General features: G+C 37.8%; 23 protein-coding genes. 9 read left to right on the forward strand and 14 right to left on the reverse strand.

What is annotated here, in order from left to right; translation table 11 throughout:
• Positions 1-158: 158 nt before the first annotated feature.
• From accD to AC07YT_RS04990, 3 genes are all read left to right on the forward strand, one after another.
• Positions 159-1,004 carry an acetyl-CoA carboxylase, carboxyltransferase subunit beta gene (gene accD / locus AC07YT_RS04980; RefSeq protein ID WP_057933455.1) on the forward strand — a complete coding sequence of 282 codons (846 nt, stop codon included), beginning with the start codon at positions 159-161 and terminating at the stop codon, positions 1,002-1,004.
• Positions 1,005-1,304: 300 nt separating this feature from the next.
• Positions 1,305-1,769 (forward strand): YciI family protein, encoded by a 465-nt coding sequence (locus tag AC07YT_RS04985; RefSeq protein ID WP_086547099.1) that lies wholly within the window; start codon positions 1,305-1,307, stop codon positions 1,767-1,769.
• Positions 1,770-2,025: 256 nt separating this feature from the next.
• Positions 2,026-3,573 (forward strand): M20/M25/M40 family metallo-hydrolase, encoded by a 1,548-nt coding sequence (locus tag AC07YT_RS04990; protein ID WP_086547100.1) that lies wholly within the window; start codon positions 2,026-2,028, stop codon positions 3,571-3,573.
• A 182-nt stretch (positions 3,574-3,755) separates the two neighbouring features.
• On the opposite strand, the gene AC07YT_RS04995 is transcribed toward AC07YT_RS04990, so the two are convergent.
• From AC07YT_RS04995 to glmM, 6 genes are all read right to left on the reverse strand, one after another.
• Positions 3,756-4,760 carry a cytochrome d ubiquinol oxidase subunit II gene (locus AC07YT_RS04995; protein ID WP_086547101.1) on the reverse strand — a complete coding sequence of 335 codons (1,005 nt, stop codon included), beginning with the start codon at positions 4,758-4,760 and terminating at the stop codon, positions 3,756-3,758.
• Positions 4,761-4,816: 56 nt separating this feature from the next.
• Entirely contained in the window at positions 4,817-6,142 is a 1,326-nt protein-coding gene (locus AC07YT_RS05000) for a cytochrome ubiquinol oxidase subunit I (protein ID WP_086547102.1), read from the reverse strand.
• Between the two features lie 428 nt (positions 6,143-6,570).
• A complete protein-coding gene (locus tag AC07YT_RS05005) occupies positions 6,571-7,470 on the reverse strand; it encodes an MBL fold metallo-hydrolase (protein ID WP_086547103.1) in 900 nt (299 codons plus the stop codon).
• Positions 7,471-7,550: 80 nt separating this feature from the next.
• Entirely contained in the window at positions 7,551-7,754 is a 204-nt protein-coding gene (locus AC07YT_RS05010; RefSeq protein ID WP_086547104.1) for a hypothetical protein, read from the reverse strand.
• Positions 7,755-9,156: 1,402 nt separating this feature from the next.
• The gene (locus AC07YT_RS05015; protein WP_086547106.1) at positions 9,157-10,305 is read right to left on the reverse strand and encodes a cysteine desulfurase family protein; all 1,149 of its coding nucleotides are present in this window, start codon (positions 10,303-10,305) and stop codon (positions 9,157-9,159) included.
• Between the two features lie 133 nt (positions 10,306-10,438).
• Positions 10,439-11,824 (reverse strand): phosphoglucosamine mutase, encoded by a 1,386-nt coding sequence (gene glmM / locus AC07YT_RS05020; protein WP_086547107.1) that lies wholly within the window; start codon positions 11,822-11,824, stop codon positions 10,439-10,441.
• A gap of 338 nt (positions 11,825-12,162) precedes the next feature.
• Between glmM and AC07YT_RS05025 the strand changes: the two genes are divergently transcribed.
• The 6 genes from AC07YT_RS05025 (at position 12,163) to AC07YT_RS05050 (ending at position 16,259) form a co-directional block, all read left to right on the forward strand.
• Positions 12,163-12,894 (forward strand): class I SAM-dependent methyltransferase, encoded by a 732-nt coding sequence (locus AC07YT_RS05025; protein WP_086547109.1) that lies wholly within the window; start codon positions 12,163-12,165, stop codon positions 12,892-12,894.
• Positions 12,891-13,454, forward strand: coding sequence for a phosphatase PAP2 family protein (locus AC07YT_RS05030; protein ID WP_086547110.1), 564 nt, complete (start codon positions 12,891-12,893; stop codon positions 13,452-13,454). The genes AC07YT_RS05025 and AC07YT_RS05030 overlap by 4 nt, the downstream gene beginning before the upstream one ends.
• Before the next feature lie 3 nt (positions 13,455-13,457).
• Positions 13,458-14,174, forward strand: coding sequence for a ZIP family metal transporter (locus tag AC07YT_RS05035; RefSeq protein ID WP_086547111.1), 717 nt, complete (start codon positions 13,458-13,460; stop codon positions 14,172-14,174).
• 136 nt (positions 14,175-14,310) lie between these two features.
• Positions 14,311-14,916: a Uma2 family endonuclease gene (locus tag AC07YT_RS05040; RefSeq protein WP_086547112.1), complete on the forward strand. Its 606-nt coding sequence runs from the start codon at positions 14,311-14,313 to the stop codon at positions 14,914-14,916.
• 11 nt (positions 14,917-14,927) lie between these two features.
• Positions 14,928-15,587 (forward strand): Uma2 family endonuclease, encoded by a 660-nt coding sequence (locus AC07YT_RS05045; RefSeq protein WP_086547113.1) that lies wholly within the window; start codon positions 14,928-14,930, stop codon positions 15,585-15,587.
• A 66-nt stretch (positions 15,588-15,653) separates the two neighbouring features.
• Positions 15,654-16,259 (forward strand): Uma2 family endonuclease, encoded by a 606-nt coding sequence (locus tag AC07YT_RS05050; RefSeq protein WP_086547114.1) that lies wholly within the window; start codon positions 15,654-15,656, stop codon positions 16,257-16,259.
• Positions 16,260-16,312: 53 nt separating this feature from the next.
• Here the strand turns inward: AC07YT_RS05050 and AC07YT_RS05055 are convergent, their stop codons facing one another.
• The 8 genes from AC07YT_RS05055 to AC07YT_RS05090 all read right to left on the reverse strand — a co-directional run bounded on the left by AC07YT_RS05055 (position 16,313) and on the right by AC07YT_RS05090 (position 22,136).
• Positions 16,313-16,456 carry a C1orf53 family protein gene (locus tag AC07YT_RS05055; protein WP_162799929.1) on the reverse strand — a complete coding sequence of 48 codons (144 nt, stop codon included), beginning with the start codon at positions 16,454-16,456 and terminating at the stop codon, positions 16,313-16,315.
• 77 nt (positions 16,457-16,533) lie between these two features.
• Positions 16,534-17,475, reverse strand: coding sequence for an exonuclease (locus AC07YT_RS05060; RefSeq protein WP_086547115.1), 942 nt, complete (start codon positions 17,473-17,475; stop codon positions 16,534-16,536).
• Between the two features lie 42 nt (positions 17,476-17,517).
• Complete coding sequence (gene coaE / locus AC07YT_RS05065) at positions 17,518-18,135, reverse strand: dephospho-CoA kinase (protein WP_086547116.1); 618 nt, start codon at positions 18,133-18,135, stop codon at positions 17,518-17,520.
• Positions 18,135-19,082, reverse strand: a complete 948-nt coding sequence (locus AC07YT_RS05070) for a YbbR-like domain-containing protein (protein WP_494945191.1) — start codon at positions 19,080-19,082, stop codon at positions 18,135-18,137. Before AC07YT_RS05070 ends, coaE begins: the two co-directional genes overlap by 1 nt.
• 119 nt (positions 19,083-19,201) lie before the next feature.
• Complete coding sequence (gene yajC, locus AC07YT_RS05075; RefSeq protein ID WP_086547117.1) at positions 19,202-19,522, reverse strand: preprotein translocase subunit YajC; 321 nt, start codon at positions 19,520-19,522, stop codon at positions 19,202-19,204.
• A 63-nt stretch (positions 19,523-19,585) separates the two neighbouring features.
• A complete protein-coding gene (locus AC07YT_RS05080) occupies positions 19,586-20,044 on the reverse strand; it encodes a DUF1573 domain-containing protein (RefSeq protein WP_086547118.1) in 459 nt (152 codons plus the stop codon).
• A gap of 2 nt (positions 20,045-20,046) precedes the next feature.
• On the reverse strand, positions 20,047-20,997 hold the full coding sequence (gene nusB, locus AC07YT_RS05085; protein WP_057933473.1) for a transcription antitermination factor NusB: 951 nt from the start codon (positions 20,995-20,997) through the stop codon (positions 20,047-20,049).
• Between the two features lie 50 nt (positions 20,998-21,047).
• A complete protein-coding gene (locus AC07YT_RS05090) occupies positions 21,048-22,136 on the reverse strand; it encodes a Glu/Leu/Phe/Val family dehydrogenase (protein ID WP_086547119.1) in 1,089 nt (362 codons plus the stop codon).
• Positions 22,137-22,166 lie beyond the last annotated feature (30 nt).

Here is a 22,166-nt window from a genome sequence, read left to right on the forward strand (position 1 = left end):
AAGTTTACAATTCGCAGTTGGCCATAAGCAAATACCAGTTTTCAATTATTTCAACAATTGATTATCAACCAACTCACCATAAAGTATTTTTACATTTAATAAGGTTCGACTTTATTATATTTTTCGTTTCTTTGCAATCCAATTCTTCAAAAAATTATATGGCTTGGTTTAAGAGAGAAAAAAAAGGTATCATTACTACAACAGAGGAGAAAAAAGAAGCACCAGATGGGTTGTGGAATAAATGTCCAAATTGTAAAAAACCGCTACATCAGGCAGAACTTCAGGAAAACAAATACGTTTGCCATTACTGTGATTACCACCTGAGAGTAGGCTCAAAAGAATATTTCGAGGTTTTATTTGATAATAACGAATTTAAAGAGCTGTTCCCTAACCTAACATCAGGCGACCCTTTAAACTTTAACGATAACAAACCTTACACCGATAGAATTAAAGAAAGTCAGGCTAAAACAGGCTTAAAAGATGCTATCCGTGCGGGTGTAGGTAAAATTGAAGGTCAAGACCTGGTAATTGCCTGTATGGATTTCGCTTTTATCGGCGGTTCAATGGGATCAGTTGTAGGTGAAAAGATTGCAAGATCGATCGATTACAGCATTAAACATAAAGTGCCCTTCCTGATGATTTCTAAATCAGGTGGTGCACGTATGATGGAAGCCGCATTTTCATTAATGCAAATGGCTAAAACATCAGCCAAACTCGCCTTATTAGGCCAGGCTAAAGTGCCATACATCTCTTTATTAACCGACCCAACTACAGGTGGTGTAACGGCATCATATGCGATGTTAGGCGATATCAATATCGCAGAACCGGGCGCACTGATCGGTTTCGCTGGTCCGCGGGTAATTAAAGAAACCATTAAAAAAGATTTACCGAAAGGTTTCCAGACTTCAGAGTTCGTTCTCGAGCACGGCTTCCTCGATTTTATTGTAGATAGAAGAGCCATGAAAGCTAAACTGGGCGCTTTTATTAAAATGATGAACAACTAGCTGGTTCAATAGTTCATTAGCCATTAATTCATTGGTCTGGGTGCCAAAAAATGAATTCATAATATTTAGAAAAGCAGGGCTTGAATAACTTAGGTTAATTCGGTCCTGCTTTTTTGCTTCTCCCGATTTTACATCGGGACCGCGGCAATCAGGTTTAATTAAATAGTGTTGTAGTTCTTTAGAGGGGATACTTCCACCAAAAGCATTAAACCACCCCGCCCTTCGGGCACCCCTCCGAGGGATGGGAATAAAATACACCATATTTTTTCTTATTTTTAAACTAACCAAACCATAACTAAAATGAAAAAGATATTCCTGTTAATCTCCCTAATCACCATTACTTTCGCCACACTAGCGCAGGAGAAAAAAGCTAAAGTGCCTTACGATGAAGCCTTAGCTAAAAAACTTGGTGCCGATAACTATGGTATGAAAATGTATGTGCTCGTTATTTTGAAATCAGGCACAAACACCACAGCAACAAAAGCCAAAACAGATAGTTTATTCGCAGGCCATATGGCAAACATGGGCAAAATGGTTGAAGCGCAAAAACTCGTAGTTGCTGGCCCGATGGGTAAAAACGACAAAAATTACCGCGGTATTTTTGTATTAAATACAAAATCGATCGAAGAAGCCAAACAATTACTGGAAAGCGATCCGGCCATAAAAGCCAAATTATTGGAACCAGAATTATACAATTGGTATGGCTCGGCTGCACTTGCTGAGTATTTGCCCTTTCATGATAAGATACAGAAAAGTAGTTTTTAGGATTAATAGCCAAGGGATGTAGGAAAAAAAGAAGAAGTGACCAGGAGGAGAATGTTTTATCATATAAGTTTTTCATGTAGAAGTACGCTCCATAACAACATAAAAGGTGTTTCGACGGGCTCAACGTGACAAAATCTGGAGAAATTAGGTTTATGATACAGCCCCACACCGATTCTTGCAACATTTCCATTAACATCCTTCAACCCTACTCCTTATTTCATAAATTAGCTTATCAAATAATCAACCCTAACTAATTATGAATAAAAAACTACTATTTTCTGCGCTATTGCTATGCACTTCAACCTGCATATTCGCGCAAGACAAAAAAATAATCGACAATATTGTTAAAGAAGTGAACGAAAATTCTCAATTGGAGAAACTTGCTCACGAACTTTTAGATGTTGTTGGACCTCGTTTAGTTGGTTCACCACAAATGAAACAAGCCAACGACTGGGCCGTAAAAAAATATACAGGTTGGGGTATCTCTGCAAAAAATGAAAAATGGGGCGAATGGGCTGGCTGGGAAAGGGGCATTACACACATCGATTTAATAAGTCCACGGGTGAGAACCTTAGAAGGTACGCAATTGGCCTGGAGTCCTTCTACAAATGGTAAAACCATTAATGCAGAAGCGATTATTCTCCCAGAAATTACAGATTCGGTAGCTTTTCAAAAATGGTTGCCAAATGTAAAAGGTAAAATCGTATTGATTTCGATGAATCAACTATCTGGCCGACCAGAAAAAAACTGGGAAGAATTTGCCACCAAAGATTTGTTCGAAAAGTTTAAAAAGGAAAAGGCCGATGCCGCCAAAGCGTGGACAGCCAGCATTGCCAAAACTGGTTTAACCGCAAAAACACTTCCTTTAGCCATAGAAAATGCAGGTGCAGTAGCCGTAGTGATCAATAACTGGTCGCAGGGTTTTGGTGTAGATAAAATTTTTGGTGCAAACACTAAAAAAATCCCAACCTTAGATTTATCAGTTGAAGATTATGGCTTAGTTTACCGCCTGGCATTGAACGGTGATAAACCTAAACTGAGAATTGAAGCAGAAGCTAAAAAATTAGGCGTAGTACCTACCTTCAATACCCTAGCCGAAATCAAAGGCACACAGAAACCAAATGAGTATGTAATGCTGTCGGCACATTTCGATTCCTGGGATGGGGCAAGCGGCGCTACTGATAACGGTTCTGGTACCATTTTAATGATGGAAGCCATGCGCATTCTAAAGAAATTTTATCCTAATCCAAAACGCACCATCCTGGTTGGCCATTGGGGAAGCGAAGAACAAGGTTTAAATGGCTCTAGGGCCTTTGTAGAAGATCATCCGGAGATTGTAGGTAATCTTCAGGCATTGTTTAACCAGGATAATGGTACAGGCCGCGTAGTAAATATTGGCGGACAAGGCTTTGCTAAATCAAAAGATTACATTACCCGTTGGCTGGCAGCAGTTCCAGATACGATTAAAAACCAGATCAAAACCATTTTTCCTGGATCGCCGGGTGCCGGAGGATCAGACTTTGCCTCTTTTGTTGCGGCCGGAGCCTTGGGTTACTCCTTAAGCTCTACCAGCTGGGATTATGGTACCTATACCTGGCACACCAACCGCGACAGTTACGATAAACTGGTTTTCGACGAAATCAGAAGCAATGTAATTTTAGCCGCCATTATGGTTTATATGGCCTGCGAAGATCCTGAGAAAACCTCAAATGAAAAAGCGACAGATTTACCTGTAAACGAGCGTACCGGAAAACCAGCTACCTGGCCGGTACAAACGAAATCGAATAGAAAAGGTGGATTGTAGCTAAAGATTTAAATACATTTTTAAAGGAGCACTTGGAAACAGGTGCTTTTTTTTGTTACCTCGGATCGTCATTTCGAGCGGAGTGCAACGCAGTCGAGAAACCTATCTAGGTAGATCTCTCTCCCGAACGTTCGGGACTGCGCTTCAGTCGAGATGACGATTTTTCTTAATGTATATCTCTTTTACTCCTCTTTCTTCTGAAACTTATAAAACAAATAGCCCAAAAAAGGTAAAATCAACACACTGCCCAGTAAAAGAGCTAAACCCAAGCTATAAATTGTTTTTTCAGGTCCTACGGTTTCGAGAAGTGAAATGGCATCTCCGTTTTTTAAACGGATAAAATTTGGAAAATGCGCATAACTAATGGCCAATAGAATCATAGTGACCTGAAAGCCAGCCAAAATACGCAATACCTTGGTTTTACCCCTAAGCAGTAAGTACCATAACAAAATCAGCGATAAACTCGCCAGGATAATGGCTGATAAACCTACATTACTTTTAAAAACCCAGTCGATCAAAGGAATTCCATCCCTTTGGGCAGCCATAAAAACCATCGCGCCAAAAACTACCGCAGCTACATTCATAAATTCGGCTTTTTTAATGAAACGGCGTTTATCATGAACTTCTTTTGTTTCACCTATCAGGTAAATCGCGGCAAGAAAACCACAAAGTGCAACCGTAAATAAGCCTACAGCGACAGAAAACCAATTCAGCCAGCCCGAAATATAGGCGGTATAGAAATCAGTCGCCTGTGTGTTTATATGCCCCGAAATTAAGCTTCCGGCAATAATACCCAGAAAAAGTGCGGTAACAAAACTCGAATACCGGAATATGCGGTTATAAAGCCAATGCATATCATCTTTGACTGCATCGTAATGACGGAATACAAAAGCAGTACCCCGCGCGATAATCCCGATGAGCATAATCGCCAACGGAATATGCAGATAAACCGACATGGTGGTATAAATATGTGGGAAACCCACAAAAAGAATCACAATGGCAATAATCAGCCACATGTGGTTGGCTTCCCAAACCGGACCAATGGCATGGTACAAGGTTTTACGTGTTCTGCTCCTGTTTTTTGTAGAAGTAAACAGTTCGATAATCCCTGCACCAAAATCAGCCCCACCCAATAAAAAGTAGAGCAGAATGGCCATGCATAAAAATGTAATGACAACGTCTTTCATATCTGAAAATGATTACACCGATGTTTTGATTTCACAGATCATAATTTCATCCGTGGTTAATGATTATTTTCTTCAGTTTTATTATACAGCACGGGCACCATTTTTATCTGCCGGTAAAGCAAGAATGTTACTATGATGCTTAACGAAACGTAAATGGCCGAGAAGATATAAAAGGAGTAAGCAATACCAGGCATCGGTGTAACCGCATCCTTAGTACGCATAATGCCGTAAATAATCCAGGGCTGCCTCCCAACCTCTGTAACTACCCAGCCTGCCTCTAAAGCGATATAACCAAGCGGAATGGCTATAACGAATAGCTTTAATAACCAACGTTTTTCGGTTAAAGGTTTCTTTTTAAATAAGATGAAGAAATAAGTTAAGGATACTAAGAGCAGCAGTGTACCAATCCCAACCATAATCTGAAAAGCATAATGGGTAATGGCCACCGGCGGATGTTCGTTTTCAGGAATCTGATCCAGTCCCTTAACCTCAGCCTGGAAATCGCCATGGGCCAGAAAACTTAAAGCACCGGGGATTTCGATTGCACCTTTTACCGTTTTATCTTTTTCATTCACAATGCCACCAATTAAGAGTGGAGCAGGTTTTTCAGTTTTATACAAAGCTTCCATCGCAGCGAGTTTAGCAGGCTGCCTTTTGGCTACATCTTTTGCCGAAATATCGCCACTTAAAGGCTGCAGCAAAGCACCAATACAGGCAAATATGGCCGCAATTTTAAAAGCTTTTAAGTGAAACGCTGCATTGCGGTCTCTCAGGATCATTAAAGCATGTACACCAGCCACAGCGAAGCCTGTAGCGGTAAATGCGGCTAAACACATGTGTAAAGCCTGACTAAACCATGCTTTATTGAACATGGCCTGTATGGGATCGATATTAAGGTATTGCCCGTTTACAAAATCAAAACCCGCCGGACTGTTCATCCAGGCATTTGCAGCAACCACCAATATTCCGGAAGCTAAACCACTTACGCCTACCACCATGCCGGTAAACCAATGAAACCATTTATTTAACTTATTCCAGCCGTACAAGAAAAAACCAAGGGCTATGGCTTCGATAAAAAAGGCTGTTCCCTCAAGCGAAAAAGGCATACCAAATATGGGTCCTGCATGATCCATAAATTTTGGCCACAACAAACCAAGTTCGAAAGATAACATGGTGCCTGATACCGCTCCGGTAGCAAAAAATATGGCTACACCTTTACTCCAGGCTTTAGTGAGGTTTTTATACACCTCATCGTTTGTTTTAAGCCATTTATAATGCGAAACAGCCATAAAGAAAGGCATAACCATGCCAATACAGGAAAAAATGATGTGGAAGCCTAGTGATAAGGCCATCTGGGAACGGGCTGCGATAAAATCATCCATGAGCTGTAGATTTTGAATTGTAACAAATATAGTTGTTAAAGACTAAAGCCTACGGTAATTCAATGACGTTGAAAGGATTATTTTAAATATAGAACGTTTATAAATTGAAAAAAGATTTGGTTGTTCTTACATGAACACCAAATTCCAAGGTTGTCATCCTGAAGGATAATTTATTTTATAACGAATGACAGGGTGGTAATGAATTATATATTGCATGGAATCGTCATTCCCAACTTGATTGGGAATGACGATCATTCTATTGGATTCTTTCAATGGTATCTGAGTTGAAAGATTGTCCATGGAATTAATTCAGTCAAAAATTTATTAGCAAGAAAATTACTTTCCAATAAATTAGGGCACAATAATAATTACCGCTTATAAGATTGCTTCGTCGGCTGAAAAAGCCTTCTCGCAATGACGAAAGTCTTCTAAACCCCTTTCAACTCATCATAAGCGGCACCTAAACTTCTTTGAATACCTTCACCCTTCCATTCTGATGCATTTGGAATGGTTGTCGCTTTTAAGATGTCTTCTTTGCTTTTGCCGGCTTTAATCTCTCCGCTTACAAAAGTTAAAAGGTTTTGAAGGTAATTTTGAAAAGCTTTAACATCTGCTTTGTTTCCGGTCACTTTTTCAGGATCTAAGCTATGCCCCCAGATAAATAAGGTATCGTTATCAAACTGGGCTAAAATTTTATCCAGTGCAGTAATCCAATTGCCGATGTGTGCGCCATTTTCTCTGTCGATATAAGGAAATTTACGATTGAACACCAAATCGCCTACATGTGCAATATTTGCGTGCTCAAAATGATAAACAGCATCGCCATTGGTATGACCAGAGCCATAATAGTAAGCTTTTATGTTTTCGTCTCCTACTTTTGCCGTCCATTTTGTCCCAAAAGTAGTATCGGGTAATAATTGTTTGTCTAAATTATTTGCTTTCTCTGCTCCTCTTTTCTGGTTCACCAGCGAGTTTTGATGCGCCACAACTTTTTCAGCCAAACCTTTAAATGAAATATTCCCGGCGGTATGATCGCCATGGTGGTGGGTATTAATCAGGTATTTGAAAGGTTTATCACCTAATTTCTTTAGTTCTTCGATCACGTGGGGTGCCGAAGTTGGAAATTGTGCATCTACCACCACAAATCCATTACTCGAATTTAACCACCCGATTGTACCACCCTGCTCGGTAAATATACCTACATTATTGCGCAATGCTTTAAAGTTATAAGCGCGCAACAGTTCTTGCTGTGCAAAAACATCTGTTTTATAAACTGACAGCAAGGCCATCGCCAATGCCGAATTTTTGATAAAATTTCTTCTTTCCATTTTGGGATGTAGCTAAAAAACCACAGCAAATGCCGTGGTTTAAATTTAATCATTTTGTTCGTAAATTATATTCCGGGCAATTATATTCCCGAACCTGGTGTGGTGCCCGGCTCGTGCCCCGGACCAAACGAATTGTTTTTACGGTCTTTATCTTTATTAAACAAATTGGTTGACACTTTCGATGATTTGTTTTCATCTAATGTTCTATCCGCTTTAATATCTTCTGCTGTTTTATCAAGTAAATCGTTTTCAACAACTTTACCTTTTTCTTTATTTGTTTCCATAGTATTGTAAATTGATGTATTAAAGAAACAAGTGAAAAATAAGATTGTTTTTCTTAGTTGTTTTGGGAATGGGATTATTGCTGACCAATTTCTGGTCTTAGCGTCTCGCTAAGACCTCAGGTCTATCAATTAATCTTGTTCTTTACGTTTCAGTAGAAAAAATAAAGTCTTAGCGAGACGCTAAGACCAGTGCGAGCAAAAATAAAGTCTTAGCGAGACGCTAAGACTAGGTGTATACAATCATATTGGTTGTTTGGTAATCAACCAAAGTGTTTGCACAAAGAAGTATCTGCCTCTCCTCAGAAAAGCCACTTGTATAAATTAATTATGTTTATCTGTCGCAATTACAACATTGCTCCGGGAAGTTTTCCTAATTCATGAATGCAACCGAAAGAATGAAATCTTCTTTTATGGATTTTGTTGAAATGATTTGAAGATTCAAACGAAAATGGATTAAGGATAAACTTGTAAATGTGTTTCCTTTCTTCATTTAATTTTTCTTCCTGCTTCGCGTTCTCTAGATTTTGATTTTTTTGGCTCTTTTCCATGACGATATAGATTGTTGAAAACATGGTTAGTTTTCAGGGTTAACAATTTTAATCAGAATGCCTTTCTAACTGCACAATGCATAAGTAAAAAAAGCTATTAAAAATTTGCTTAACCTTATACCACGGGGAATTTGATAAGGTTTCGTTCTGGAACTACATTAAAATGGCGTGGATTGCCTTTATCTTAATTAAATATAAGTTTTATTTCTGAGTTTTGCAAGAGTTTTTTCTAGCTTAAATAGTGAGTAGCAGATGAATTCAAAATTGATTGTTTATTTTGGAAATCAGCCACAGTGCCATTAGGCTAATACCGTCCTGCTCTTCACTTTACTTCGCTACGCTCCATGTTCGTTCCGATCAGGTTTAGGTGGCACAGCCAGCATAACTATTTGGAGTTGTAAGGTGCAGAATAGATCAGGCGCCATACCATTAAACCCTCAATAGCAGCACTGGTTTCAGTTTGTAAACCTGATTGAAATGGAAAACCCGCAGCCCGATTTTCATCGGGCGAGGATTTGAAATGGAAAGCAGGACTAACCTTAAAATGAAATGCTGTCTTTGCTTTCCAAAAAAAATCGTGATTAAAATTTTTTCCTACAAAAAAGTTCCGATTTTCATTGAGACTTTCCTATCGATTCAATTATGGTTATTGTTTTGGAAATCAAGCATAGTGATATTTAGGCAGGTACAATCCTGCTCTTCACTTTACTTCGTGTTCGTTCCGATCAGGTTTAGGTGGCACAGCCAGCATAACTATTTGAGGCTGCAAGGCGCAGAATAGAAAATCAGCAAAATTTTTATGCAAAAAAAAGTCCCAACTTTCATTGAGACTCTCCTATTTGGTTAATGATATTTTAAGCTAAAGCATTTTGCTTGACTACCATTTTAACTTTTTCGATTACGTAATCTAACTCTTCTTTTGTCGTGTATTTGCTAAATGAGAAACGCACCGAAGGACGGTTCGGATCGGCATTGATACCATTTAACACATGCGAACCAATATTTGAACCGGAAGAGCATGCACTGCCGCCAGATGCACAGATACCATTGATATCTAAATTAAATAACAACATATCGGCCATATCCATCTCCGGAAACGATACATTCAATACTGTATACAAACTTTTATCGGCCTCGGTTTCGCCATTAAAAGCAATTCCAGGGATTTCGGCGATTAATTGTGTTTTCAGATAATCTTTTAAGCCCTGAATATAGGTCTGATGCTGATCCATTTCTGCATAAGCAATTTCTAAAGCCTTTGCCAAACCCACAATACCGTAAACATTTTCTGTACCACCGCGCATGTTGCGCTCCTGTGCACCTCCATAAATCATCGGTGGAATTTTAATGTTACTGTTTACATATAAAAAGCCTACGCCTTTAGGCCCGTGGAGTTTGTGTGCTGCGCAAACAATAAAATGTGCTTTAAGGTCTCTTACATTGTGCGGATAATGCCCCATGGTTTGAACCGTATCGGCATGGTAAATGGCATTGTATTTCTCGCAGATATCCCCAACTTTAACCATATCAGTCAGTGTACCCAACTCGTTATTGGCATGCATTAATGAAACGAAAGTACGCTCATTGTTTTGAAGCAGTTCCTCTAAATGGTTATAATCGATATTCCCTTTTTCGTCGATATTAACGAAACTTAATTTATCGATTTCACCATTTTTAAGCATTGTATTTAAGGTATGCTCAACAGCATGGTGTTCTATTTTTGAAGTAATGGCATGTTTAATTCCATAGGCTGAAATTCCACAACGGATAGCTGTATTATCAGCCTCGGTACCTCCGGAAGTGAAAAATATTTCGGATGGAGATGCATTTAACAGACCAGAAACGGTTTTACGGGCTTTCTCTACAAGCGTTCTCACCTCACGACCAAGCGCATGAATGGCAGATGGATTACCGAAATAGTTTTCCATCACGTTTGTCATTTCTGCGATTACTGCCGCATCTAAAGGCGTTGTGGCCGCATTATCTAAATAGACCCTTTTCATTTCTACGAATATTTAAAAGTTAGTGTGTTGCGGAAGCCTCATTTTTAAGCATAGCCTCCGTTTTAAATGGTAAGGGTTTAATCGTTTTATTAAACCCTTACCAATATGCTTCAACCTTAAAATCCTCTAGGGATTAAAGGTGTAATATTTCTTTAATGTCAGAAATAATTTTGTTTGCCAAATTCTCGGCAATGGTTTCATTTTCTGCCTCACTGTAAATCCTGATGATTGGCTCAGTGTTCGAACGGCGCAAATGTACCCAAGTTTTATCAAATTCTATCTTCAAACCATCAATTGTACTGTATGGCTGGTTTTTATATTTCTCTTCTACTTGTTTCAACAAATTATCGATATCCATTTCTGGCGTAAGGGTAATCTTGTTTTTAGAAATATGGTATTGCGGATAACTGCTTCTCAATACTGAAATTGATTTACCAAATTTAGCTAAATGCGTTAAAAATAAGGCAATACCAACTAAAGCATCTCTGCCATAATGCGATTCAGGGTAGATAATACCACCATTTCCTTCACCACCAATAATGGCGTTGGTCGCTTTCATTTTGTTTACTACATTCACCTCTCCAACTGCCGATGCATTATACTCAGCGCCTGCGCTTTCAGTTACATCGCGTAAAGCGCGTGTTGATGAAAGGTTTGAAACGGTATTTCCCGGCGTATTCTTCAATACATAATCGGCAACTGCCACCAAAGTATATTCTTCGCCAAACATGCTGCCATCTTCGTTTACAAAACATAAACGGTCAACATCCGGATCAACAACAATACCTAAATCGGCATTTTGTTTCTGAACCTCTTTCGATATTTCAGTTAAATTTTCAGGAAGTGGTTCAGGATTGTGCGGAAAATGTCCGTCTGGTGTACAATATAATTCTACCACCTTACTTACGCCTAAAGCTTTTAATAAAGCAGGGATAAAAATACCACCTGTTGAATTTACACAGTCAATTACGACTTTAAAATCGGCTTTTTTAATCGCCTCAACATCAACCAATGGTAATGCTAAAACTTTATCGATATGTTTTTGAAGATAGGTATCGTTTTTAATTACTTTACCTAATTTATCTACATCAGCAAAATCAAAATCAGCACTTTCCGCCAAATCTAAAACTTCTTTTCCATCAGCATCGCTAATAAATTCTCCGCTGGCATTTAATAATTTTAAAGCATTCCACTGTTTTGGGTTATGGCTTGCGGTTAAAATGATACCACCACCTGCTTTTTCATCAGGTACGGCCACTTCTACAGTTGGCGTAGTAGATAAACCTAAATCGATTACCTCAATGCCCAGGCCTTGTAAAGTTCCGATAACCAGGTTATTCACCATCTCACCCGAGATACGGGCATCGCGACCTAAAACTATTCTTTTATTGCCTGTTTTTTGCACCACCCAGCTACCAAAAGCAGCGGTAAATTTCACAATATCAAATGGGGTTAAGCCGTCTCCAGCTCTTCCGCCAATGGTTCCTCGTATTCCAGAAATTGATTTTATTAAAGTCACTGTATATAATTTAATTGAGGCTCAAAAATAAGAAAAAAAACAAGATAGCTGCTATTTTGCCGAGCTTCTGCAAGTTAATTTACATTGTTTTTATATCTATTTATGCGATCAGTTTTATAGGATTGGCTGAAGCATTAAAAACAAACGTGTGTTTAATTGAAATGCTTAATCTGATTTTTATTACCAATTTTTTGCACGAATCATGGCTTCATTTTTCATACTATAAAAAATCGATTCATAATATTCTTGCAACTTTATTGCATAAAAACATATTCTAACTTTACTAGCGATTGTAAAACCTTATATTTGCATCTTTTTAAGATACAAACGGCTTTTATATGCAGCGCAAGTGGTTTCAATATTGGTTCAATTCGCCATATTATCATATTCTTTATCAACAACGAAATGATGCTGAAGCCGAGTTTTTCATCGATAAACTTACGCAATTTCTACACCCGAAAACGGATGCTAAAATGTTGGATATTGCCTGTGGCAAAGGCCGGCACTCCATTTATCTGAACAAAAAGGGATTCGATGTTACCGGAATAGATTTATCAGAACAAAGCATTAAATACGCCAGGCAATTCGAAAACAGCAAATTACACTTCCTCGTTCACGACATGCGAAGGCTGTTTTACATCAATTATTTTGATGTGGCTTTAAACCTATTTACTAGTTTTGGTTATTTTGATACAGAAAAAGACCACGTAAATGCACTTAAAACTTTTCGCAAGTGTTTGAAAGCCGAAGGTATTTTGGTGCTCGATTATTTTAATACGGAAAAGATCATCCGCAATTTAAATTCCTGCGAAACGAAATCACTTGATGGTATAACTTTCAACATCACCAAAAATGTTATTGATGGGAAAATTATTAAAAAGATAAATTTCGAAGACAAACAAAAGGTCTATAATTTCGAAGAGCGGGTACAGGCATTTAGTTTTGAAGATTTTGAACGCATGTTGAACAAGGCCGGGATGGTTATCGAAAAAGCCTTCGGCGACTATGGGTTAGCTGATTTTGACGAAAATAGCTCAGACCGGTTAATTTTAATCTGTAAAAAAGCATGATAGAAAGCATTCAGCAATTTGATGTAGAATTGTTTTTGAAAATCCACCGTGGACTTTCAAACGGCTTTTTTGACTGGTTGATGCCTTTAATGCGTAACCGTTTCTTTTGGTCGCCACTTTACCTTTTTATTGTTGTGTTTTGTATCAAGCAGTATAAAAAACAAGGTTATTACATTATTGGCATGGTACTGTTCACCTTCGCTATGGGTGATTTAATTGCCTCGAGGGTGATAAAACCTATGGTATCTCGCGTGAGGCCCTGCAATGATTTAAGTTTAACGAACGATATCATCCACCGTGTACCTTGTGGAAGTGGCTTAAGTTTCCCTTCTGCGCACGCTACCAATCATTTTGCTATAGCTGTTTTTTTAATCTGCCTTTTTTATAGCCGCTGGAAACCTATTTTACCTATTGGTATCTGCTGGGCGTTTATTATCAGTTTTGCGCAGGTATACGTTGGTGTGCATTACCCTGTTGATGTAACCACCGGCGCGCTGTTAGGCATAACAATAGGCATTATCTGTTCTAGAATATTTAAAAAATTACAACCTGATTTTTAACCTATGGAAATCTGGAAACTCTGTGTACTCTTTTTCTGTGCCTTTTTAGGTGGAACCGCTATATTTTTGGTGAAAAGTGATAAGTCTAAATTACTTAAGCTAATTTTATCTTTTAGTGGCGCCTATCTATTTGCCATTACGGTTTTACATTTAATTCCTGATGCTTACAGCGGCCCCGATAAATGGCAAATTGGTGTTTTTATCCTTATTGGTTTCTTATTACAAATTTTCCTGGAGCAATTTTCAGAAGGTGTAGAACATGGCCACATCCATAAACATCACGACGGGCATGTTTTTCCATTTGGGATTATGATCAGTTTGTGTTTACATGCTTTTTTAGAGGGAATGCCATTAGCAAAAGAACAGCATAACGAATTGATTTTCGGAATTTCTTTACACCACATCCCGGCTGCTTTTGCACTGGCCAGTATACTGATGCAGAACCATTTCAAAAAAAGCAGCATTATATTTTACCTGATTGTGTTTGCCATTATGGCGCCTCTGGGCTTTTATGTAAGTGTTGGCTTAAGCAATGGTACTATTGGAGGCATTGATGCTTATTTCAATAAAATTATGGGCATTGTAATCGGTATTTTCCTACATATTTCTACCACCATCTTATTCGAATCGAGTGCCGATCATAAAATCAATACCCGCAAGATGATTGCTGTTTTATTGGGGATTGGTGTAGCATTGATTGGTTTCTTTGCGGGACATTAATTCAGTTGGCAGTTCTTAGTTGCCAATTTGCAGTTAACCGATTTAAACAGTTAACCGATTAACCAACCAATACCCGTTTTAAACACTTAATCGTTTATAATATTTATCCTTACATAAAACATCTGTAAATTCGTATATGGATGATGTTGTAAATGAACCTGCTGTATCCTATCAAAAAAGGCATTATACCATTGAGGAATACCTGGAGATGGAAAAAGCATCGACAGTAAAACATGAGTATTTTCAGGGTGAGATATTTGCCATGTCTGGTGCGGCTTTTAACCATAATCTAATATTTTCAAATGTTTTTGGGCTTCTTTTTTCACAATTAAAAGGTTCGAAATACATACCATTTGGAAGTGGTATGAGAATGAATATCCCGGAAAACACTTTATTTACTTATCCAGACATTTCTATCTATTGTGACGAAATTAAACATTTAACAGAAGACAAAGACACTATACTCCAACCAACCATAATCATCGAAATTCTATCTCCATCAACCAAAAATTACGATAGAAGCAAAAAATTTAAGCTGTATAAAGATATTCCATCGTTACAAGAGTATATTATGATCGATTCTGAATCTGTGTTGGTAGAGGCTTATTATATTAGTGATGAACAAAACTGGATACTTAATAAACATGAAGAGCTTTCTGATAGGCTAAGGCTTGCTTCGATGGGGTTTGATTTAGCTTTAAGTGATATTTACAGCCATGTTTCCTTTAACACTGCAATTTGATTCTATGCGAAATGCAATTAACTATTAAAACAATTAACCTTTGGGGCAAATTCACTAAATTGATTATGGATGAGATTGTAAATGAACCAGCTGTAGCCTATCAAAAAAGGCATTATACTATTGAGGAATACCTGGAGATGGAAAAAGCATCGACAGTAAAACATGAGTATTTTCAGGGAGAGATATTTGCAATGTCTGGTGCCAGTGAAAATCATAACTGGATATTCACCAATATTTTCCTAGCAGTTGGCAGTAAATTAAAAGGAAAGTCTTGCTACATTTTCGGAAGTGATATGAGAATGAATATTCCCGAGAATGGGTTATTCACTTATCCTGATATTTCTATCTATTGTAATGGGCTAAAGCATAGTGAATTTGATGAAGACACCTCAATTTCACCAACTGTAATCATTGAAATTCTATCTCCATCAACCAAAAATTACGATAGAGGCAAAAAATTCAAGCTGTATAAAGATATTCCATCGTTACAAGAGTATATTATGATCGATTCTGAATCTGTGTTGGTAGAGGCTTATTATATGAATGATGAACAAAACTGGATACTCAATAAACATGAAGAGATTTCTGATAGGTTAATACTTGCTTCGATGGGGTTTGATGTAGCTTTAAGTGATATTTACAGCCATGTTTCCTTTAACACTGCAATTTGATTCCATTCGCAACTGCAATTAACTATTAAAACAATTAACCTTTGGGGCAAATTCACTAAATTGATTATGGATGAGATTGTAAATGAACCTGCTGTAGCCTATCAAAAAAGGCATTATACTATTGAGGAATACCTGGAGATGGAAAAAGCATCAACAGTAAAACATGAGTATTTTCAGGGTGAGATATTTGCCATGTCTGGCGCTGGTGATAATCATAACGAGATTTTTAGCAACGTTTTTATTGAAATTGGAAACAAACTTAAAGGCAAGCCATGCAGACCTTATGGAAGTGATAAACGAATGAGCATTCCCGAAAATACATTATTCACCTACCCTGATATTTCCATCTATTGTAATGGATTAAAGCATAGTGAATTTGATGAAGACACCTCGATTTCACCAACTGTAATCATCGAAATTCTATCTCCATCAACCAAAAATTACGATAGAGGCAAAAAATTTAAGCTGTATAAAGATATTCCATCGTTACAAGAGTATATTATGATCGATTCTGAATCTGTGTTGGTAGAGGCTTATTATACTAGTGGTGAGCAAAACTGGATACTCAATAAACACGAGGAGATTTCTGATGTACTAAGTCTGGTTTCGATGGGCTTTGATATAGCCCTAACCGATATTTATGAACATGTTCGCTTTAGCAAGGAGAAATGAGTTGTAGACAAAATTGAGAAACGTGAACTGAAAATTGCCAACTACCAACTGAATCACTTCTTCTCTTTCTTCTTCCCATAACCCCAGGGGCAGTGTTTACATTTATTTTTACAGCAATAACCCCGCTTCAAATGGTAGGCCTCGGTAAAAACCATTAACCCATCTTCGTTAAAGTAAAAATCTTCGCCTTCTTTCATATATTATCGATTAAAGATCCTGAAACAAGTTCAGTATAACGAACAGCCGATATAATGCCACTCTCCAATTATCACAACTAATTGAGTATTTTAACTTCAAGTTTGTCTTTAAAAAAATCTTTAAGCTGTTTACCATCACCATGTAAAGTCCATACCTGAGTTGGTTTAACTTTTTCTATTGTTTCTAAAATCGCATCCCAATCAGCATGATCAGAAATATAAAGTGAAATCCCGTTTTGTTGCTGCAGATTTTTCCATCCAGAGGCAAAGGCGCGTACGACATTAATTGCCTTATGGTAACTGTGAAAAACCATGGGTGGTACAATATAAACCTGATGTTCCTGATTATTTTTCATCACCTTTCTATCGTACATTTTATAATTCCCTACTTTCATACCATAATCCTCATAGATTTTAACAAAAGGCATAATACTGTGGTGAACCATTATGTTCTTCGTGGGGCAATGCTCATTGAGCAATTGGATTATCCGCTGGCTTTTACCTAAAGCATAAGAACCAAGCATAATATTCGCCTTGGTTTCGTTCAGTTTTTTTATTTCGTCTATTGGTGAAGGATGTTTGGTTTCCGGATTGGCAAAGGTACTCTCCGTAATCAATACATCAGCTTCAACGAATTCGAAAGGTTCACAGGTACTATCTGGTTCAATCTTATAGTCGCCGGTATAGAGGTATTTTATCCCCTTATACTCCATTAAAACCTGTGCCGAGCCCAAAATATGTCCGGCAGGATAAAAAGTGATGGTAACCTCTTTTATTTTGAACGGCTCATGATAATTTTTGGTATAAAAATCAACTGCTGCAAATTTGCGGTAACGGTGTTTCATAAACGTTGCTGTAGCAGCCGTACAGTACACATTCTGACTGCCACCAATAGCATGATCGCCATGGGCATGTGAAACCACTGCTTCTTTAACCGGCTGTTGTGGATCGAGGTAAAAATCGCCGTAAACACAGTACAAACCTGTTGGGGCAATGGTAATGAAATCTTCTAAAATCATGATCAGGATGAAAGGATTTAAGGATGTTATGATTTAAGTTGATTAAGCCTTGCCGCTCTTAAATTCTTTGGCCGACTTTAGAAATTCCTGATGTAAAGCTAAAACCTGTTCGATTATGGATTGCTGCTCATCATTAATAATAAAATGATCGGTCATTTTCGATTTTTCTTCGTCGCTCAGCTGTTTATCCATACGTGCTTTAACCTGCCCGGCTGTTACCCCGTCACGTTGCATTACCCGCTTCATTTTAATTTCGTAAGGGGCCGTAACCAGGATAGTGGTATCGCACATCTTATAGGAACCACTTTCGAAAAGCAAAGCAGCTTCTTTAAGCGTATATGGAGTATTAGGTGGTATGGTTTCTTCCCAGGCATCAAATGCCCTAAAAACTGCAGGATGAACCAGTGCATTTAATTTTGCAAGTTCTTCTTCATTGTTAAAAACGATATCAGCAATGTGTTTGTTATTTAACCTTCCATCGTCGAGATAACTTTCTTTTCCGAAAGTAGCTTTAACTCCCTCCACCAACAAAACATCTTTGCACATGATTGCTTTGGCAACGGTATCGGCATAAAAAACCGGAATTCCCAACACTTCAAAAACCTTGCAAGCCGTGGTTTTACCACTGCCTATACCGCCTGTAATACCGACTTTATACATTATTTTTCTACAATGAAATCTATTTTAGAAGGAACGACGCTCACCAATTTACAATAATCAGGAAACTCGGTTATTTTTACTGTAAACTGATGATGCCTTAAATTTTGCCATTCATCAACATCAATAGTAGCCGTAATAAAACTCTCATCAACCTGATCGTAATTACTTAATGCCACTAAAAACGAAACCTTAACCTTTTTTGGGTAAAGTTTAATGCTGTTATAGCTTCTATTATTGGTAATTTTTAATGGTACTTCAATCGTTTTCTCAGTAAATTCATCAACAGGGAGTTTAACCTCTACAGATGATGGATAAATGCTTACATTTTTATGGATACTATGCTGCAAAGCTACTCTGGTTGTACTGCTACTCTGTATTTTATCCTGTTTAAGGGTATCGGTGGGCCAGAATTTTATTTTTGAAAGCTCTTCTAAGGGACCGGCTACCTTTACATATTTAGGATTGAGGACAATTTCGCTGGAAATGCCATACTGTTTTACAAAACTCAGTTTATCAACCAGTTTTACCGGCACTTTTTTCACTACGCGCTTGGTGAAATCGAAATACAGGGTGTCGGGTTTAACAGAAATTACCTTTTGTGTACTTTCTAACTGCCTGTTGATATTAAACAGCTGATCGGAAAAAACGATAAAATCTTTGGTATTGAGCTGGCTCAGATTAACAGAAACAGAAGGCGGACTGATCCTTAAACGGGCAAATAATAATTGCCAACCTGTTCCTTCTACCTGTAAATCTATTGTATCAGACTGTAAGGGATAAAATGCTCTTTTGGTAGGTGTATTTTTAAAAACTAAAACCGTTTTCGCTACATAAATATATTTGTTGTTTAATGCCATAAAAAGCCATGCAGCTATAGCCAGCAGCAAGCAAGCCAATAAGCTAAATACACGTCTTTTTTCAATCTTCGTTAACCTAATGAAGGGCATAATAAATTAATGTTAGCGGTAAGCTGGAAAAATATTATCCAAAATGCATTTAATCAAATGTAGTAAAACAAAAACAGTCCCGAAAGTTTTCGGGACTGCACTTAAATTTTATTAATTTATTAAGCTTTAGGCGCTGCAACTGCTTTGGTTGCATCTAAAGAAACTGCCGATTTATCGAAACGGATCTTTACACCACCTTCAACCTCAATTAAAAAAGTAGTTTCGTTCATATCGGCGATACGACCGTGAATACCTGCGGTAGTTACAATTTTATCACCTTTTTTTAATTCTTCAACCAATTTTTTATGGTCTTTAGCTTTTTTAACTTGCGGGCGGATCATAAAAAAGTAGAAAACTACCATGATGAGTACCATTGGTACAATTGTAGTTAGCATGTTACTACCACCTGCTGCTGCCTGTAATATTACTGTTGATGTCATTTCTTATTTATTTGTTTTTTTGTGAATAGTTGGTCATCCATGTTTAACAGATGATCGACCAATTTATTTTTTAGCAAGTACCTCTCCTACCAAATGAACAGTGGTTATCGTTGGATTTGCATTTGATGTTACGGTGACTACCTTATCTTGCATGCCCATTTTACCTTCGCTATTAAAAACTACGCTAATCACCCCTTCTTTACCTGGTAAAATTGGTTCGCCTGGTACCTGCGGAATGGTACAGCCACAAGTTGCGGTTGCATTTGAAACAATAAGCGGACTTTTACCTGTATTTTTAAGTTTAAAATCGTGCTTAACTTTTTCACCCTGGGTTATTTTACCGAAATCGAAAATATCGCGTTCGAAAACAATAACAGGGGCATCAGCAGGGGCAACTTTAGCTGTTTTTGATGTATCGTTGCCAACCGAAACAGCTTTTGCAGTTTCGGTAGTTTGATTATTTGCATTGCGACATGCTGCAAATGAAAGTGCAGCAATAGCCAGGATAAATGTTCTTTTCATTTTTAATCTTCGATTAATCCGCGGCCAATCTTTTTAATGGTATTGTTTTTCTTAAGATCGCCTAAAATTTTGTCTAAAATACCGTTAATAAATGAATTACTCTTCGGTGTACTGTAATCTTTTGATAACTCTAAATATTCGTTGATGGTTACTTTAACCGGAATAGATGGAAAGTTTAACAATTCGCAAATGGCCATTTTCATCAAAATGGTATCCATTAGTGCAATACGTTCCGATTCCCAGTTTTTGGTTCTATCGGCAATCATTTCCTGATATTTTGCATCATTTTGCAAAGTATGTACAAAAAGATCCTGAACAAATTTGCTGTCTTCTACCCAATCCGCACTAATTTCAGTCAATTTATTTTTGAATGGATCTTCGGATGTAAAGTTTTTCAAGGTTTTAGCGACCATACCTTTCATCACTTCGTGATCTACCTGCCAGTTGATAAATTTCTCTTCAAAAACCTGCAAAATGGCCTGGTTTTTTAAGATGATTTTCCTGAAAATATATTTGATGATATCTTTTGATGATTCTAAACTTTCGTTTGGATCGGCCAGATAATCGGCATATTCTTTTGATGCTTTTAACGAGTTGTAAACTGTTTTACGGATTTCCGGATCGAAACCCCAGTCCACTTTGTATTTTTTAACTGCAGATACGTACTCAGGGTTCTGCTGCATTAAAACGCTAAACTTATTGTGTAGCAATTTCATGTTAGGATTAATATCCTCTGCTGTTTTAATAAACTTATTTGCGCGCTCTGCAGCGTCGTTAGCAGTAAATTCGGTAACTTCTACCATTAAAGATAACATCCAGATGTACATTTCGTACACGCTATCGATGCTCTGCATTAAAGTTTTCAAATCACCTTTAATGTCTTTTTTGTCTGCCATGTGCCAAGCAAAAATATTTTGCAAAGCTTTGATTCTTAAGTGCCTTCTGTTTAACATGAATGTAAGAACGAGTGTGGTTTTTTAAAACCTGTTTTAATAATTATGATTTAATATGACGATTTAATTTTTTTAACATCTGCAATGCGTTTCTCGGCAATGCGGTTGGCTGCAATATTTGTTGATATATTTTCGGTTTTGCTTAACTTAATTACACTGCGTGTAGCATCGTAAATATTCTCGGTAAGCTGTACAGTACGTTTTTTACCAAAACCTGTTAACTCCGAATAGCAGGAAATCAATCCGCCGGCATTAATTAAATAATCCGGTGCAAATAAAATCCCTTTCTTCAACAGCAATTCGCTATCTAAAACTTCATCTTTTAACTGATTGTTTGCTGAGCCTGCAATAATAGCAAACTTCATTTTTTCGATGGTTTTGTTATTCACCGTAGCACCCATGGCACACGGCGCATAAACATCGGCATCAGTTGTAAAAATTTTATCGGCTTCGATCGGTTTTGCTTTATATTTCCGGGCAACGTAAGTGAGTTGTTCCTGGTTAATATCGCTAATCAAAACTTCGGCGTTTTCTTTTCTTAACAGTGCAACCAGGTGCTCACCAACATTTCCGATGCCTTGAACTACAATGGTTCTCCCGGCTAGCATATCGGTACCGAAAACTTCCTTAACACTGGCTTTAATGCCTAAATACACACCTTGTGCAGTAAAAGGAGCCGGATTGCCGGCACCACCGATTGACTCGGGAACACCAGTAACATAATTGGTTTCCATACGGATATATTCCATATCGCGTGTATTGGTACCCATTTCTTCTGCCGTAATGAATTCGCCATTCAGGTTCTTAATAAACCTACCGTAGCTACGCATTAAAGTTTCTGTTTTATCTTTTCTGGAATCGCCAATGATTACACCTTTGCCACCACCCAGGTTCAATCCTGTTATGGCTGCTTTGTAAGTCATTCCCCGCGATAAACGCAGTGCATCTTCTAAAGCTTCGCCTTCGGTGCTATAACTCCACATGCGTGTTCCGCCTAAAGCAGGACCCAATGTGGTATCGTGTATAGCAATAATTGCTTTTAAACCTGTATCTGGATCGTTGCAAAAAACCAATTTTTTATGGCCATAGGCACTTAATTGATCTAAAATTGAAAAATCTGACGGAGAATTTGCTGGCATATTGAACGTTCGGCTAACCTGCTGCAAAAT

This window comes from Pedobacter sp. GW460-11-11-14-TSB4 (assembly GCF_059423705.1).

Bases quoted from the DNA above. Each gene is read 5' to 3' on its own strand.
- accD (WP_057933455.1), top strand. From the start codon at position 159: ATGGCTTGGTTTAAGAGAGAAAAAAAAGGTATCATTACTACAACAGAG.
- AC07YT_RS04985 (WP_086547099.1), top strand. From the start codon at position 1,305: ATGAAAAAGATATTCCTGTTAATCTCCCTAATCACCATTACTTTCGCC.
- AC07YT_RS04990 (WP_086547100.1), top strand. From the start codon at position 2,026: ATGAATAAAAAACTACTATTTTCTGCGCTATTGCTATGCACTTCAACC.
- AC07YT_RS04995 (WP_086547101.1), bottom strand. From the start codon at position 4,760: ATGAAAGACGTTGTCATTACATTTTTATGCATGGCCATTCTGCTCTAC.
- AC07YT_RS05000 (WP_086547102.1), bottom strand. From the start codon at position 6,142: ATGGATGATTTTATCGCAGCCCGTTCCCAGATGGCCTTATCACTAGGC.
- AC07YT_RS05005 (WP_086547103.1), bottom strand. From the start codon at position 7,470: ATGGAAAGAAGAAATTTTATCAAAAATTCGGCATTGGCGATGGCCTTG.
- AC07YT_RS05010 (WP_086547104.1), bottom strand. From the start codon at position 7,754: ATGGAAACAAATAAAGAAAAAGGTAAAGTTGTTGAAAACGATTTACTT.
- AC07YT_RS05015 (WP_086547106.1), bottom strand. From the start codon at position 10,305: ATGAAAAGGGTCTATTTAGATAATGCGGCCACAACGCCTTTAGATGCG.
- AC07YT_RS05025 (WP_086547109.1), top strand. From the start codon at position 12,163: ATGCAGCGCAAGTGGTTTCAATATTGGTTCAATTCGCCATATTATCAT.
- AC07YT_RS05030 (WP_086547110.1), top strand. From the start codon at position 12,891: ATGATAGAAAGCATTCAGCAATTTGATGTAGAATTGTTTTTGAAAATC.
- AC07YT_RS05035 (WP_086547111.1), top strand. From the start codon at position 13,458: ATGGAAATCTGGAAACTCTGTGTACTCTTTTTCTGTGCCTTTTTAGGT.
- AC07YT_RS05040 (WP_086547112.1), top strand. From the start codon at position 14,311: ATGGATGATGTTGTAAATGAACCTGCTGTATCCTATCAAAAAAGGCAT.
- AC07YT_RS05045 (WP_086547113.1), top strand. From the start codon at position 14,928: ATGCAATTAACTATTAAAACAATTAACCTTTGGGGCAAATTCACTAAA.
- AC07YT_RS05050 (WP_086547114.1), top strand. From the start codon at position 15,654: ATGGATGAGATTGTAAATGAACCTGCTGTAGCCTATCAAAAAAGGCAT.
- AC07YT_RS05055 (WP_162799929.1), bottom strand. From the start codon at position 16,456: ATGAAAGAAGGCGAAGATTTTTACTTTAACGAAGATGGGTTAATGGTT.
- AC07YT_RS05060 (WP_086547115.1), bottom strand. From the start codon at position 17,475: ATGATTTTAGAAGATTTCATTACCATTGCCCCAACAGGTTTGTACTGT.
- coaE (WP_086547116.1), bottom strand. From the start codon at position 18,135: ATGTATAAAGTCGGTATTACAGGCGGTATAGGCAGTGGTAAAACCACG.
- AC07YT_RS05070 (WP_494945191.1), bottom strand. From the start codon at position 19,082: ATGCCCTTCATTAGGTTAACGAAGATTGAAAAAAGACGTGTATTTAGC.
- yajC (WP_086547117.1), bottom strand. From the start codon at position 19,522: ATGACATCAACAGTAATATTACAGGCAGCAGCAGGTGGTAGTAACATG.
- AC07YT_RS05080 (WP_086547118.1), bottom strand. From the start codon at position 20,044: ATGAAAAGAACATTTATCCTGGCTATTGCTGCACTTTCATTTGCAGCA.
- nusB (WP_057933473.1), bottom strand. From the start codon at position 20,997: ATGTTAAACAGAAGGCACTTAAGAATCAAAGCTTTGCAAAATATTTTT.
- AC07YT_RS05090 (WP_086547119.1), bottom strand. From the start codon at position 22,136: ATGCCAGCAAATTCTCCGTCAGATTTTTCAATTTTAGATCAATTAAGT.